Below are 13,994 nucleotides of genomic sequence, written 5' to 3' on the forward strand. Positions count from 1 at the left end.
CTTCTGGGAGCTGGGCGAGCACCGCATCCACGGGGTCGCCGTGCTGCCCGGCACGGGTCTGGTCGAGCTGGTCGTGTCCTCGGCCCGGCGGCTCGGCCTGGCCGGGTCGGACGTGACGCTGCGCGACGTCCTCTTCGCCGCCCCGCTCGCGGTCGCCGACGGCGAGGACAAGGAGGTCCACGTCCTCTTCGAGGCCAGGGGCGACGTCACCGCCGTCACCATCGCCAGCCGGGGCGCCGACGGCGACTGGGTGGAGAACGCGCGGGCCGAGCTGGTCCGCGACGCCGTGCCGGACGCGGTCGCGCCGCTCGACGTCGAGGCCCTGCGGCGGCGGCTGGACCACCCGCTCCGCGAGCCCGCGGGCTCCGACCACGCCAAGGGGCTCGACGTCAGCGACCGCTGGACCGGGACGCTCGGCGACGGGTACGCCGACGCCGGGGCGACCGAGCTGCTGTACGAGTTCGAGCTGCCCGCGCGGTACCGGTCCGAGCTGGCCGACTACGCGCTGCACCCCGCGCTGTTCGACACGGTGGTCAACGCGCCCAGCAACGCCCACGACCAGGAGCTGCTGTACCTGCCGTTCTCGTACGGCGTGCTGACCGTGCGCGACTCGCTGCCCGCCCGCGTGCTCGCGCACTTCCGCAAGCGGCCGGAGTCCGTGGACGGCGCGCTGTACGCGTTCGACGTGACCGTGGTCGACCCGACCGGCCGGGTGCTGCTGACGGTGGACAACTACCGCATCAAGTCGGCGGCCGACGTCGACGTGCGCGGGTCCGGCGAGTACGGGTACGTCCAGGCGTACCGGCGCGTCACCCCGCCCGCGCCGGCGCGGCCGGGCAGCGGCTCCGTGCTGCTGTGCGGCGACTTCGGCGACGCCTTCGCCGGCCTGCGCGACGAACTGGAGAGGTCCGGCTACGACTGCGTCCCCGTGCCGGACGCGGCGGCGGCCGAGCGGGTGGCCGAGCGGCGCGAGTTCGCGTTCGGCGTGCTGGCCTGCCTGCCCGCCGCGGGCGCGTCGCTCGCGCAGGCCACCGGCGAGCCGGTCGAACGCGCGCTGGGCCTGCTCAAGCTCGTCTCGGACCGGCAGCTCGCGTTCGCCGGCGGCCTGCTCGTCCTCACCCACAACGCGCTCGCCGTCACCGGCGACGAGTCCGCGCTCCACCCCGGCCAGGCCGGCGTGCTCGGCCTGATGCGCGTCGCGGCGCTGGAGTACAAGGCGCTGGGCATCCGCTGCGTGGACAGCGACGAGCGCACCGGCCCGGCCGCGCTGCTGGCCGAGGCGACGGCCGCCGACCGGCCGCCGTTCGTGCTGTACCGGGACGGCCGGCCGCACGAGCCGCACGTGAAGCGGCGGCCGATCCCGCCCCGCGACGGCGAGCGGCCGCCCCTGCCCGGCGACGGGGTGACCCTCGTGTCCGGCGGCACGGGCGACCTCGGCACCGCCGTGGCGCGGCACCTGGTGCGGCGCGGCGTGCGCAGGCTCGTGCTGCTGGGCTCCGACCGGGCGGACGCGACGCGGCCCGACTGGGCGGAGTTCGAGCGCGACCTGGACGTGTTCGAGGTGCTGCGGCTCGACCTGGGCGACCGCGAGGCCGTCGAGCGCACCGTGCGGGACGTGCGGGAGCGGCACGGCCGGATCTCCGGCGTGCTGCACCTCGCCGGCCGGCCGGGGATCGGGTTCCTGTTCACCAAGGCGTTCGACGAGTTCATGGCGGTGTACCGGCCGAAGGCGCTGGGCGCGGTGCACCTGCACGAGGCCACGCTGACCGACCGGCCCGACTACTTCGTCGCGTTCTCCAGCATCGCCGGGCTCCTGCTCGACCAGGGCCAGACCGACTACACCGCGGCGAACCTGGTGCTGGACAGCCTGGCCCAGCGCCGCGACCGCGAGCGGCTGCCCGGCCTGAGCGTGCAGTGGCCCGCGTGGCGCGAGACCGGCATCGCCGAGCGCATGGGCGCGGCCGACGAGGACGAGCTGTTCCCGCCGCTGGACACCGCCGAGGCGGTGGACCTGCTCGACGCCCTGCTGACCTCCGCCGACCCCGTCCCGGTGCTCATGCCGGGCCGGATGCGCAAGCCGGCCCGACCGGCGCCGCGGGAGGCCGGGCGGGGCGCGGCCGGCCGGGCCGTCGAGCTGCACGGCCTGGACGACGTCGGGGACCTCGAACGCGGCGTCGCGGAGATCTGGGCGGAGGCGCTCGACCTCGACGTGCTGGACGCGCACGAGGAATTCGGCGACCTCGGCGGCAACTCGCTGCTGACCGCGCAGGTGCTCAAGCTCTACGACGAGCGCTACCCCGGTCTGATGGACATCACGGACCTCTTCCGGTGCACCACCGTCGCCGCCCAGGCGGCCTGCCTCAAGGCCAGGCTGCGGGCGGACGAGCCGGCCGCCGCGGGACCGCCGCCCGCGGCCAAGGCCGACGAGGGCGACATCGACAAGCTGCTGGACCTGCTGGAGCAGGGCGCGATCACGGTCGAAGACGGGCGGGGTCTTCTCGAGGAAACGGACACCAGATGAGCAGCGTGAAGGATTTCATCCTCGAGCAATTCGTCAACAAGCAGATCGACCGCGACCGCGCCAAGAGGCTGCTGCTGGAACTGTCGGAGGCGAACCTCCACGAGGACATCGCGGTCATCGGCCTGGCCGGGCGCTTCGCCGAGGCCAAGAACGTCGACCAGTTCTGGGAGTTCCTCAAGGTCGGCCGGGACTGCATCCGCGACTACCCGCAGTCGCGCAAGGAGGACATGTACGACATCCTCCGCAACCCGTACTACGCGGAGGTCATGCTGGGCCGCCCGGTCGACGAGGCCGACCTCGACCGGCTCTACTCCGTGAGCGGCTACCTGGACCGGATCGACCACTTCGACTCCCGCTTCTTCGGCATCCCGCCGCTGGAAGCGGACTACATGGACCCGAACCAGCGGATCGCGCTCGAAGTGGCGTACGAGGCGCTGGAGAACGCGGGCTACGGCGGCGACAGCGCGGTCGGGTCCCGGACCGGCGTGTTCCTGGGCCGCGACCAGTCGAACTACTCCTACTACCGGATGTTCTCCGAGCGGCACCCGATGCAGCTCTCCGGTTCGTGGGAGGGCATGGTCGCCAGCCGCATCTCCTACGTGCTCGACCTCAAGGGCCCGTGCCTCATGACCGACACCGCCTGCTCCGCGGGCAGCGTCAGCGTGCACCAGGCCATCCAGTCGCTGCTGCTGGGCGAGTGCGACATGGCGCTCGCGGGCGGCATCAACCTGTCCTCCGGCGGCGAGCCGAAGACCAGCTTCCTGTCCGGCGCGACGATGGACAGCGTCGTCTCCGGCGACGACAGCGTGCGCACCTTCGACGCCCGCGCGAACGGCACGCTGTGGGGCGAGGGCGCGGGCATCGTGCTGCTCAAGCCGCTGAAGAAGGCGCTGGCCGACCGCGACCACGTCCGCGCCGTCATCAAGGCGTCCGCCATCAACAACGACGGCACGTCCAACAGCATCACCGCGCCCAACGCGCTGATGCAGGAGCGGGTCATCCTCGACGCCTGGGCCAAGGCCGACGTCCCGCCCGAGACGATCACCTACGTGGAGGCGCACGGCACGGGGACCGTGCTCGGCGACCCGATCGAGGTCAAGGGCCTGTCCAACGCGTTCCGCCGGCACACCGACCGCAGGCAGTTCTGCGGCATCGGCTCCCTCAAGACCACGATGGGCCACATGGTGGCCGCGTCCGGCTCCGCCTCGCTGGCCAAGGTCGTGAAGTCGCTGGAGTCCGGCCTGCTCGCGCCCTCGGTGAACTTCGAGGTGCCCAACCCGTACATCGACTTCGCCGACAGCCCGCTGTACGTCAACGACCGCCTGGTGCCGTGGGAGACCGGCGGCGAGCCGCGACGGGCCGGGATCAGCTCGTTCGGCTTCATCCGCACGAACTGCCACATGGTGCTGGAGGAGGCGCCGCGCTACCGCGCCGAGCCGCAGCTGCGCGAGCGCTACTGCTTCACCGTCACCGCCAAGACCGAGGCGGCCCTGACCGGGCTGCTGGACGCGTACGCGACCGTGCTGGCGGACAGCCCGTGGTCGCTCGCCGACATCTGCTACACCTCCAACATCGGGCGCGGCCACCACGAGCACCGCGTCATGGTCGTCGCGGCGACCAAGGAGCAGCTCGCCGAGTCGGTCGACCGGCTGCGGCAGCGCGGCCTGGGCACCGACGCGCAGCGCGGCATCTTCCACGGCGTGCACGCCGTCGTCAGCGACAAGCGGGGCGACCTGCGCCCCGGCGACATCACCGCCCAGATCGCCAAGCGGCTCTCCGACTCCGCCAACGCGAAGCTCGCCGAGTACCGCGCGCGGGGCGGGCAGGAGGCGCTGACCGGGCTGGCCGACGCCTACGTCCGCGGCGCGCGGGTCGACTTCGCGGAGTTCTACGCCGACGAGCCGCGCCGCCGGGTGCCGCTGCCCACCTACCCGTTCGAGCGGATCCGCCACTGGGCCAAGCCCATGCGGACGAGCGTGCGCGGTTTCGCCACCGCCGAGGCGAACCCCCTGCTGGGCACGGAGGTCGGCCGCTCGGACGCCGGCGTCGTGTTCGAGAACACGCTGTCGGTGGACCGGCACTGGGTGCTGTCCGACCACCGGATCGACCACAAGCCCGTGGTGCCGGGCACGACGTACCTGGAGATGGCGCGGGCCGCGCTCGCGGCGGTGGAGAACACCGCCGGCATGCGGTTCGAGAACGTGTTCTTCCTGGTGCCCCTCGCCGTCGAGGAGGGCGAGGAGGCGACCGTGCGCACCACGCTGGACCGGGTCGGGCGCGGGTACTCGTTCCGGGTCGCCAGCGCCCAGGGCGGGGAGTGGGTCACGCACGTCGAGGGCCGGATCAGCCCGCTGCGCGACGAGCCCCCGGCCGAGGCCGTGGACGTCGAAGCGCTCAAGGCCGCCGCGCTGGAGGTGACCGACCCGTACCCCACCGAGACCGACACGGGCGTGTTCCAGTTCGGCCCGCGCTGGGACAACGTCCGCGCGGTGTGGAAGCAGGAGACCGGCGCGCTGGCCCTGCTGCGGCTGCCGGAGGGCGTGCCGGGCGACGGCTTCGGCCTGCACCCGGCCAAGCTGGACAACGCGGTGAACCTCATCTCGCAGAACAGCGGCGAGACGTTCCTGCCCTACCTCTACAAGGGCATCGTCCTGCACCGGCCCATGCCGGAGACGTGCTACTCGCTGATCCGCACGGTCCGCGACGACAGCCGCGACGGCGAGACGATCACCTACGACGTGGACCTCCTCGACGCCGACGGCGTGCCGTTCGGGCGGATCACCGACTACACCGTGAAGAAGGTCGACTGGCGGCGGTTCAGCCTGGGCGGGCCGCGCCGGTACCTCCAAGTGGAGTGGCAGGCGGTGCCGCGGGTCCCCGCCGAGGTCGAGGGGTCCGCCGTGTGGGCCCCGGTCGTGCTGGACAACGCCGGCGGCCGGCGGCTGGTCGCCGCCGTCGAGGCGCTCGGGCACCGGGTCGTCCCCTGCTACGTGGGCGAGCGGACCGACGCCGACCGGGGCGTCTTCGCGCCGGACGAGGACGGCGCGGCGCTGCTGGCCGAGCGGCTGCGGCGGGAGGGCGTCGAGGGCGTGCTGTTCGCGACCGACTTCACCGCGCCGGACGGGCACGCCCACCGGCGGGCGGTCGGCGTGGACGCGTTGTTCGAGCTGTACCGCGCGTTCGTGGCGCACCGGGTGAAGCTCGCGCACGGCCTGAAGGTCCTGGGCCGCGACGCCTGGCAGGTCGTGCCGGGCGACGGCCCCACCGACCCGCACTCGGCCGCCACCGAGGCGCTCGCGCAGGTCGTCGGGCAGGAGCACCGGCACCTGCGGGTGGACGTGGTGGACGCCCGCGCGGACGCCGACCTGGACTTCGTGCTGCGGGAGGCGCTGGGCGACGCGGGCGGCGCGCTGCGGGCCGTCCGCGGCACGGACACCCACCTGCGCCGCCTGCGGTACGCGGAGGCCGACGTGGAGGAGGCGGCGGAGCCGCGGTACGCGGGCGGGACGTTCGTGGTCACCGGCGGCGCGGGCGGCCTCGGCCTCGCCGTGGCCGGGGAGATGGCGCGCCAGGGCGCGGCACGGATCCTCCTGCTGGGCCGCCGGCCCCTGGACGACCTCACCGCGCGACGCGTCGCGGAGGTCGCCGGGGCCGAGTACGTCGTGTGCGACGTGGCGCGGGAGGCCGACGTGCGCGCGCTGGGCGACCGGCTGCGGGAGGAGGCCGTCACCCTCGGCGGCATCGTCCACGCCGCCGGCGTGGCGGGCGACGGGTTCCTGGCCAACAAGCCGCGCCCGGTCTTCGACGCCGTGCTGGCGCCGAAGGTCGACGGCAGCCTGGCCCTGGTGGAGCTGGCGAAGGAGCACCCCGGCGCGTTCCTGGTGTTCTTCTCCTCCATCACGGCGGTCACCGGCGGCCAGGGGCAGGGCGACTACTGCGCGGCGAACGCGTTCATGGACTCGCTGGCCGCGCGGGCGCGGGCCGAGGGCGTCCGGGCGCTGTCGGTGAACTGGCCGACCTGGTCCGAGGTCGGCATGGCCGTGCGGTACGGCGTCGGCGACGGCGACTCGCCGTTCCGCGCGCTCACCGTGAAGGACGGCCTGGCCTGGCTGGACCACTTCCTGCGGGACCCGGCCGACGGCGTCATCCCGTCCCGGTTCGACCTGGGCGTGCTGCGCGAACGCCTCGACGAGATGCCCTTCCTGCTGGAGGACGACGTCGCCGCCGCCGTCGCGCGGGCCGGTCGGGACGGCGCGCCCGCGGGCGAGGCCGTCGAGGTCCGCCTCGTCGGCCTGCCCGAGCCCAGCCGGACGGAGTTGACGATCGGCGCGGTCTACGGCGCGGTCCTCGGCCTCACCGAGGTCGACGCCCACGCGAGCTTCCAGGACCTGGGCGGCAACTCGCTGATGACGGCGCAGCTGCTGCAGAAGGTCGAGGACGTCTACCCCGGTCGGATCGACATCGCCGACCTGTACTCCTACGCGACCGTCACGAGCCTCGCCGGCTACATCGACGAGCGGGTCGCGGCCGAGTCCAGGGCGGCCGCGCCGGACCGGGACGACTTCGGGGGAGCGGACCAGTCGCTCCAGGACGTGCTGGAGGAGATCGGCGACGCCGAGCTGACGAGCATGTTCGCCGACGGCGCCGGGAGGAACCAGGCATGAGGTCGAACGCGGAGCTGAGGAAGGACCTGCTGCGGTACCTGCTCATGCAGGTCAAGCAGGAGGCGCTCGACGTCGACCGGGCGAAGGAGTTCATCCGGGCGATCGGCGACGGCGGCCGGGACGACGACCGCGTCGCCGTCGTCGGCATGGCCTGCCGGTTCCCCGGCGCGTCGGACAAGGAGCAGTTCTGGCGCAACCTGGTCGACGGGCGCGAGTCGATCGGCGACTTCCCGCCGCTGCGGCTGGACGACCTGCGGCGGGTCGAGGGCGACGCCTCGGCCGTGCGCAAGGGCGGCTACCTCGACCGGGTCGACCTGTTCGACGCGGAGTACTTCGGCATCCCGCCGCACGTGGCGACCCAGCTCGACCCGTACCACCGCAACCTCCTGGAGGTGCTGGTGGAGACGATGGAGGACGCCGGGTACGCCAAGAGCGAGCTGTACGGGTCGAACACCGGCATCTTCGTCGGCAACGACCACACGCACCGGCTGATCACGTCCTACCTGCCGTTCCTGTCCGAACTGGACTTCTCGGCGATCACCGGGTCGTGGTCGGGCATCCTGGCGAGCCGGCTGTCCTACCTGCTCGACTTCCGCGGCCCGGCCACCGTCATCGACACCGGGTGCTCGTCCGGCCTGGTCGCGGTGGACGCGGCGGTCAAGGCGCTGCGCAACGGCGACTGCGACACCGCGTTCGTCGCCGCGATCAACCTGTTCCTGTCGCCGTCCAGCCTCGGCAACGAGACCGAGTCCGCCGACCACCGGGTGCGGGCGTTCGACGCCGCCGCCGACGGCACGGTGTGGAGCGAGGGCGTGGCCGGGGTCTACCTCAAGCCGCTGTCGCGCGCCCTCGCCGACGGCGACCACGTCTACGGCGTGCTCCTGGGCAGCGCGGTCAACAACGACGGCCGCAGCAACGGCCTCACCGCGCCCAACGCGCAGGCGCAGAAGAACCTCCTGGTCAGCGCGTGGAAGCGGGCCGGCATCGCGCCGGAGTCGGTGTCCTACATCGAGGCGCACGGCACCGGCACGACGCTGGGCGACCCCATCGAGATCAAGGGCCTCACCAGCGCGTTCGCCGAGTTCACCGACCGCAGGCAGTTCTGCGCGCTCGGCTCGGTCAAGTCGAACATCGGCCACACCGTCGGCGCGGCCGGCCTGGCGTCGCTGATCAAGACCCTGCTGTGCCTGGAACGCCGGACCATCCCGCCGTCGATCCACTTCGACGTGCCCAACCCGCTGCTCGACCTGGCCACCGCGCCGGTCTACGTGGCCGACCGGCTCACCGAGTGGGAGGCGGCCGACACGCCGCGCCGGGCGGGCGTGAGCAGCTTCAGCCTGAGCGGGACGAACTGCCACGTGGTGCTGGAGGAGGCGCCCGACCGCGCGACGACGCCCCGCCGCGCGGCGGCCCCCCATGGCGCCGCGGCCGACCGCGCGCTCCGGCCGCTGGTGTTCCCGATCTCGGGGCGCGACGAGGAGCTGCTGGCCCGGACCGCCGCGCGGCACCTCGACCACCTCGACCGCCACCCCGAGCTGTCCCTGGCGGACGTGTGCTTCACCCTGCAGGCGGGCCGCGAGCACCAGCCCGCGCGGGCGGTGGTCGTGTGCGAGACCCGCGAGGGCCTGCTCGACGGCCTGCGGCGGCTGCTGGAGCCGGGGTCGGCGGACGGCGGGCGCCTGGTGGACGGCGGCGTCGTGCTGCGCGAGGACCCGTCGGTCCTGCCCGGCGACCTCGGACGCCTCGGCGACGCGGTCACGGCCTTCCTCGCCGGCCGCGCGCGGCCGTTCGCGGGCCTCGACCGGGACCCGGACGTGCGGCGGGTGCCGTTGCCGCCCCAGCTGTTCCGGCACGTGCGGCTGTGGGACGAGACCGTGCGGGCGATCCGGCCCGGGGTCGAGGAGCAGGCGTCGGCCGACCCGGTCGACCGGCTCCGCGCGGTCCTCGCCGCGCCCGCGCGCCTCGCCGACTTCGACGAGTCCGCGGTGGACGCCCTGCCGCGCAAGGTGGTCGCCGGCGTCTGGTCGGAGATCCTCGGCTACCCGGCGATCCGCGGCGGGGACGACTTCTTCGCCCTCGGCGGCGACTCCATCTCGTCGGTGAAGATCACCCAGCTGCTCAACGCGGTGCTCGACCTCGACCTGCCGCCGACCACCCTGCTCGCGAAGCCGACGTTCGACGAGTTCGCCGACGCGGTGATCCGGGACTTCGGCGTGGACGAGGAGCTGGTCCGCTCGCGGCTGAGCGGGCCGTCCCGCCGGGCCGTGCGCGCCGACCAGGTCCTGGAGGACTACGAGCTGCCGCTGACCGCCGCGCAGCGCGGCATGTTCGTCTCCGGCCAGGTGGACGAGGGCTCGGTCGCGTACAACGTCAGCGGCATCACCATCCGCCCCGGCACGCTGGACGTGGCCGCGCTGGAGGAGTCGCTGCGCGTGCTGGTGCGACGGCACGACAGCCTGCGCTCGACGTTCCACCTGCGGGACGGCGAGCCGTTCCAGCGCGTGCGCGCGGAGGTGCCGGTCGCGGTCGAGCACCGGCGGCTCGGCCCGCTCGCGGAGGGCGAGACCCACGAGGCCGCGGCCCGCCGGGAGATGGCGCGCTTCGTCCGCCCGTTCGTGCTGGACACCGCGCCGCTGTTCCGCGTCGGCTACTTCGAGTTCGACGACGGCGTGTCGTGCGTGGCGATCGACATCCACCACATCATCACCGACGGCACCTCGATGGGCATCCTGTTCCGCGACCTCGGGGTCATCGCGGAGGGCGCGGCCCTGCCGCCGCTGCCCCGCGACTACCGCTCGGCGATCCGCGGGCTGCTGGAGCGCCAGGCCGGTCCGGACATGCTCCCGCACCGCGACTACTGGGTCTCCCGGTTCGCCGACGGCGCGCCCACGCTCCAGCTCACCACCGACCGGCAGCGGTCGGACTCGGTCACCGCGGCGGGCGCGACGCTCTTCGCGTCGGTCGACGCCGGGACGCTGGAGGCCGCCAAGCGCTACGCGCGCGAGCACAACGTCACGCTCTACATGGTGCTGCTGGGTGTGTTCCAGCAGTTGCTGTCCCGGCTGAGCGGGCAGGCCGATGTCGTGATCGGCGCGCCGGTGCTGGGGCGGCCCGACCTGACCTACCAGGACCTGGTGGGCATGTTCGTCACCACGCTGCCCGTCCGCGTCGCCGCCGCGCCCACCACCGGTGTCGGCGACTTCCTGGCCGGCCTGCGGACGACCGTGCTGGAGGCGTTCGAGCACCAGGCGTACCCGCTGGAGTCGCTGGTCGAGGAGCTGGACCTGCCGCGCGTGCCGGGCAGGAGGCCGCTGTTCGACGTCTGCTTCGTGCACCAGAACACCGACATGGGGCTGGAGCCCGACGACGAGCGGGTCATCCCGTTCGACGACGGCAGCGCCAAGTACGACATCACGCTCAGCACCAGGGAAGCCGACGGCGGCCTGCTGCTGGAGTGGGAGTACTCCACCGCCCTGTTCCGCGAGGAGACCGTGGCGCTCTACGCGGAGCGCTACGCCACGCTGCTCAAGTCGTTCGTCACCGCCGCGGACGACGACCCGGTGGGCACGCTCGACCTGATGCCGGCCCGCGAGCTGGAGCTGATCCGGCGCTTCGCGACCGTGCCCGCCGCGGCGCCGGACACCCGGAGCATCGCCCGGCTGTTCGAGGAGCACGTCGCGGCGGACCCGGACCGGACGGCGCTCATCGCGGGCGACGACCGCCTGTCGTACGGGGAGCTGAACGAGCGGGCGAACCGCGTCGCGCACGGCCTGCTCCGGCTCGGCGTGACGCCCGGCTCGCCGGTGGCGCTGCTCGTGGACCGCTCGTTCGACATGGTCGTCGCCATCCTCGGCGTGCTGAAGGCGCGGTGCTACTACGTGCCGCTGAACACCGACTTCCCGGTCGAGCGGCTGCGCGTGATGGTCGAGGACGTCGGCGCGGGCACCCTGCTCACCACCGCCGCGCGCATGCACCAGGCCGCGGAGCTGGTGTCCGAGCGGCTGCGGATCGCGGACGTCCGGGCGCTCGCGGAGTCCTCGGCCGGGACCGGGAACCCGGACCTGCCGGGCAGCAGCGCCGACGAGGTCTACGTCATGTACACCTCGGGGACGACCGGCGTGCCGAAGGGCTCGGTGATCCGGCAGCGGAACGTGCTGCGCGTGGTCCACCGGTCGGTGTTCTACGCCGCCGACCCGAGCGACGTCTTCCTCATGGTGTCGGACTACTCGTTCGACGGCTCCGTCTACGACATGTTCGGCGCGCTGACCAACGGCGCGTCGCTCGTGCTGCTGGACAAGCCGTCCGTGCTGGACCTCGACCGGCTCGGCGCGGCGATCCGGCGGCACGGCGTCACCAGCTTCTTCATCACCACGGCCATGTTCAACGCGATGGTCGACCACGTGCCGGACGCGCTCGGCAGCGTCCGCAAGGTGATCTTCGGCGGCGAGATCGCGTCGCCGGCGCACGTGAGGCGGGCGTTCGACCTGCTCGGACCCGGCCGGATCGGCCACGCCTACGGCCCCACGGAGACCACCGTCTTCGCGACCGTGCACACGCTCGACGCGCTGGACCCCGACGACGCGGTCCCGATCGGCCGCGCCATCAACGACACCTCGCTGTGGGTGCTCGACGAGCGGCTGGAGCCGGTGCCGGTCGGCGTCAACGGCGAGCTGTACATCGGCGGGTCCGGGGTGGCCGACGGGTACCTCAACCAGCCGGAGCTGACCGCCGAGCGGTTCGTGCGGGTGCCCGCCGTGCCGGGCGAGCGGCTCTACAAGACCGGCGACATCGTCACGTTCAAGACCAACGGCCTGCTCTACTACACCGGCCGCGTCGACCAGCAGATCAAGCTGCGCGGCTACCGGATCGAGCTGGCGGAGATCATCCAGGTGGCCCTGGACGAGCCGTACGTCCGCTGGGCCCACGCGGGCCTGCACGAGACCGCCGAGGGCAGCCGGAGCCTGTGCCTGTGGGTCGGCTACGAACCGGGGCGGGAGCACGACGAGCCGCTGCTGCGCGCGGCGCTGGCCCGCCGGCTGCCCGACTACATGGTGCCGCCCTTCATCGTCCGGGCGGACGACGTGCCGCTGAACGCCAGCGGCAAGGTGGACGTGGCGGCGCTGCCGAAGCCGGAGTTCACCGCGTCCACGACGGCCGCGGCGCCGGAGACCGACTCGCTGCGCGTGCTCGCCGACGCCTGGCAGCACGTGCTGGGCGTCCCGGTGGACGACATCGACGCGAACTTCTTCGCGCTGGGCGGCGACTCGATCAAGGCGATCCAGATCGTGGCCCGGCTCAAGGAGCACGACGTCGAGGTGCGGGTCGCCGACCTGCTCGGCAACGCGACGTTGCGGACGCTGGAGGAGAAGCTGGCGGTCACCGCGGGTTCCGGACCGCGCGTGTACGACCCGACCCCGCTGTCGGGCCCGATCACGCCGAGCCCGATCCAGCACGCGTTCCTCGACCACCCGGACGACCTGGCCCGGGTGTTCACCCAGTCCCTGCTCGTCACGCCCTCCGAACCGGCCCCGCTGGACCGCCTGGCGCACGCCGCCGAACGGCTCGTCCGCCACCACGACCTGCTGCGGGTCGAGGTGGACGACCGGGGCGGGCTGAGTTTGCGGGACGTCGACGCGCCGGCGCTCGTCCACGCCGAACAGGCACCGGCCGGCCTGTCCGGGGAAGCCCTCGCGGACTACCTCCGGGCGGTGCAGGCACGGGTGGACGTGCGGGGCGGCCCGGTCGTCAGCCTGGCCGCCGGGCTGGGGGAGGGGCGCGACCAGTTCGCCGTCGCGATCCACCACCTGGCCGTGGACGTCGTGTCGTGGGGCGTCCTGCTGGAGGACCTGCTCACGTGCCTGGCGGACCCGGACGCCGAGCTGCCCGCCAAGACCATGCCGTTCCCGGCGTGGACGGCCGAGGTGCGGCAGCGCGCGCGGGACGGCGCGTTCCGCGCCCAGCTGCCCTACTGGCTCGACGTCGCGCGGGCCGCGGCCGAGGTGGGCGAGGTGTTCGACGACGCCGACCCGAAGCGGTCCGAGACCACCGCGACGGTCGTGCGGCTGTCGGAGGCCGACGACTTCTCCGTCCTCGACGCCGCGCGGGAGGCGCACGGCGCGAGCGCCGCCGAGACCGTCCTGGCCGTGGTGGCGCGGGCCCTGGCGTCGGCCACCGGCCGCGACCGCGTGCTGTTCACCCTCGAAGGGCACGGCCGCGAGCCGATCGCGGGCGACCACGACCTCAGCCGGACGGTGGGCTGGTTCACCAGCACGTTCCCGCACCTGGTGGAGGTCGGGCGGGACGTCGCGGACACCCTCGACGCGGTGCGGCGCTCGTTCGAGCGGCTGCCGGACAAGGGCGCGGGCTTCGGCCCCCTGCTCCGGTTCGACGCGGGCCTGGGCGGGGACCGGGACGCGCTGGCCGCGGTGCGGCCGCGGGTGTCCTTCAACTACCTGGGCGACCAGGACGGCGCCGGCGGCGTCGCGATCACCCACCTCCCGGCGGACATCACCACCGACGCGGAGCTGCGCTCGCCGCACGTCCTCGACATCATCGCGTCCCGCAGCGGGCGCGACCTCGTGGTCGAGGTGCGGCACCCGCGCGCCTGGGAGTCGAACGGCCTGGCCCGGCGGATCACCGCGGCTTTGGACCGGTCGTTCCAGGAGGTCCGCGACGCCCTCAAGGCGGGCGAACCGCTGGGCATCCGGGTGTCGTCGCCGATCCGCCAGGACGTGCTCGCCGACATCCTGCTGGACGTCGCGGGCGGGAGCTGAGCGCGCATGACGACCCCACCCCGGCACCGGCCGACG

3 protein-coding genes (1 of these 3 cut by a window edge) are annotated in these 13,994 nt (G+C 73.6%); all 3 read left to right on the plus strand.

Features of this window, described 5'->3' with window-relative positions; genetic code table 11:
* Tightly spaced (each overlapping or abutting the next), the 3 genes in view from ACFXGA_RS11525 to ACFXGA_RS11535 form a layout consistent with a single transcriptional unit that may run on beyond the window.
* A protein-coding gene (locus tag ACFXGA_RS11525) for an SDR family NAD(P)-dependent oxidoreductase (RefSeq protein ID WP_378086746.1) crosses the window boundary here: on the plus strand, window positions 1-2,521 show its 3' portion. Its footprint begins 2,030 nt before the window's first position; 2,521 of the gene's 4,551 nt are visible here — the last part of the coding sequence; the start codon falls outside the window, past its left edge; its stop codon occupies window positions 2,519-2,521.
* The gene (locus tag ACFXGA_RS11530; RefSeq protein WP_378086748.1) at window positions 2,518-7,185 is read left to right on the plus strand and encodes an SDR family NAD(P)-dependent oxidoreductase; all 4,668 of its coding nucleotides are present in this window, start codon (window positions 2,518-2,520) and stop codon (window positions 7,183-7,185) included. The genes ACFXGA_RS11525 and ACFXGA_RS11530 overlap by 4 nt, the downstream gene beginning before the upstream one ends.
* A complete protein-coding gene (locus ACFXGA_RS11535; protein WP_378086750.1) occupies window positions 7,182-13,958 on the plus strand; it encodes an amino acid adenylation domain-containing protein in 6,777 nt (2,258 codons plus the stop codon). Before ACFXGA_RS11530 ends, ACFXGA_RS11535 begins: the two co-directional genes overlap by 4 nt.
* Window positions 13,959-13,994: the final 36 nt, after the last annotated feature.

It is taken from the genome of Actinosynnema sp. NPDC059335 (assembly GCF_042752395.1).
Taxonomy (GTDB): Bacteria; Actinomycetota; Actinomycetes; order Mycobacteriales; family Pseudonocardiaceae; genus Actinosynnema.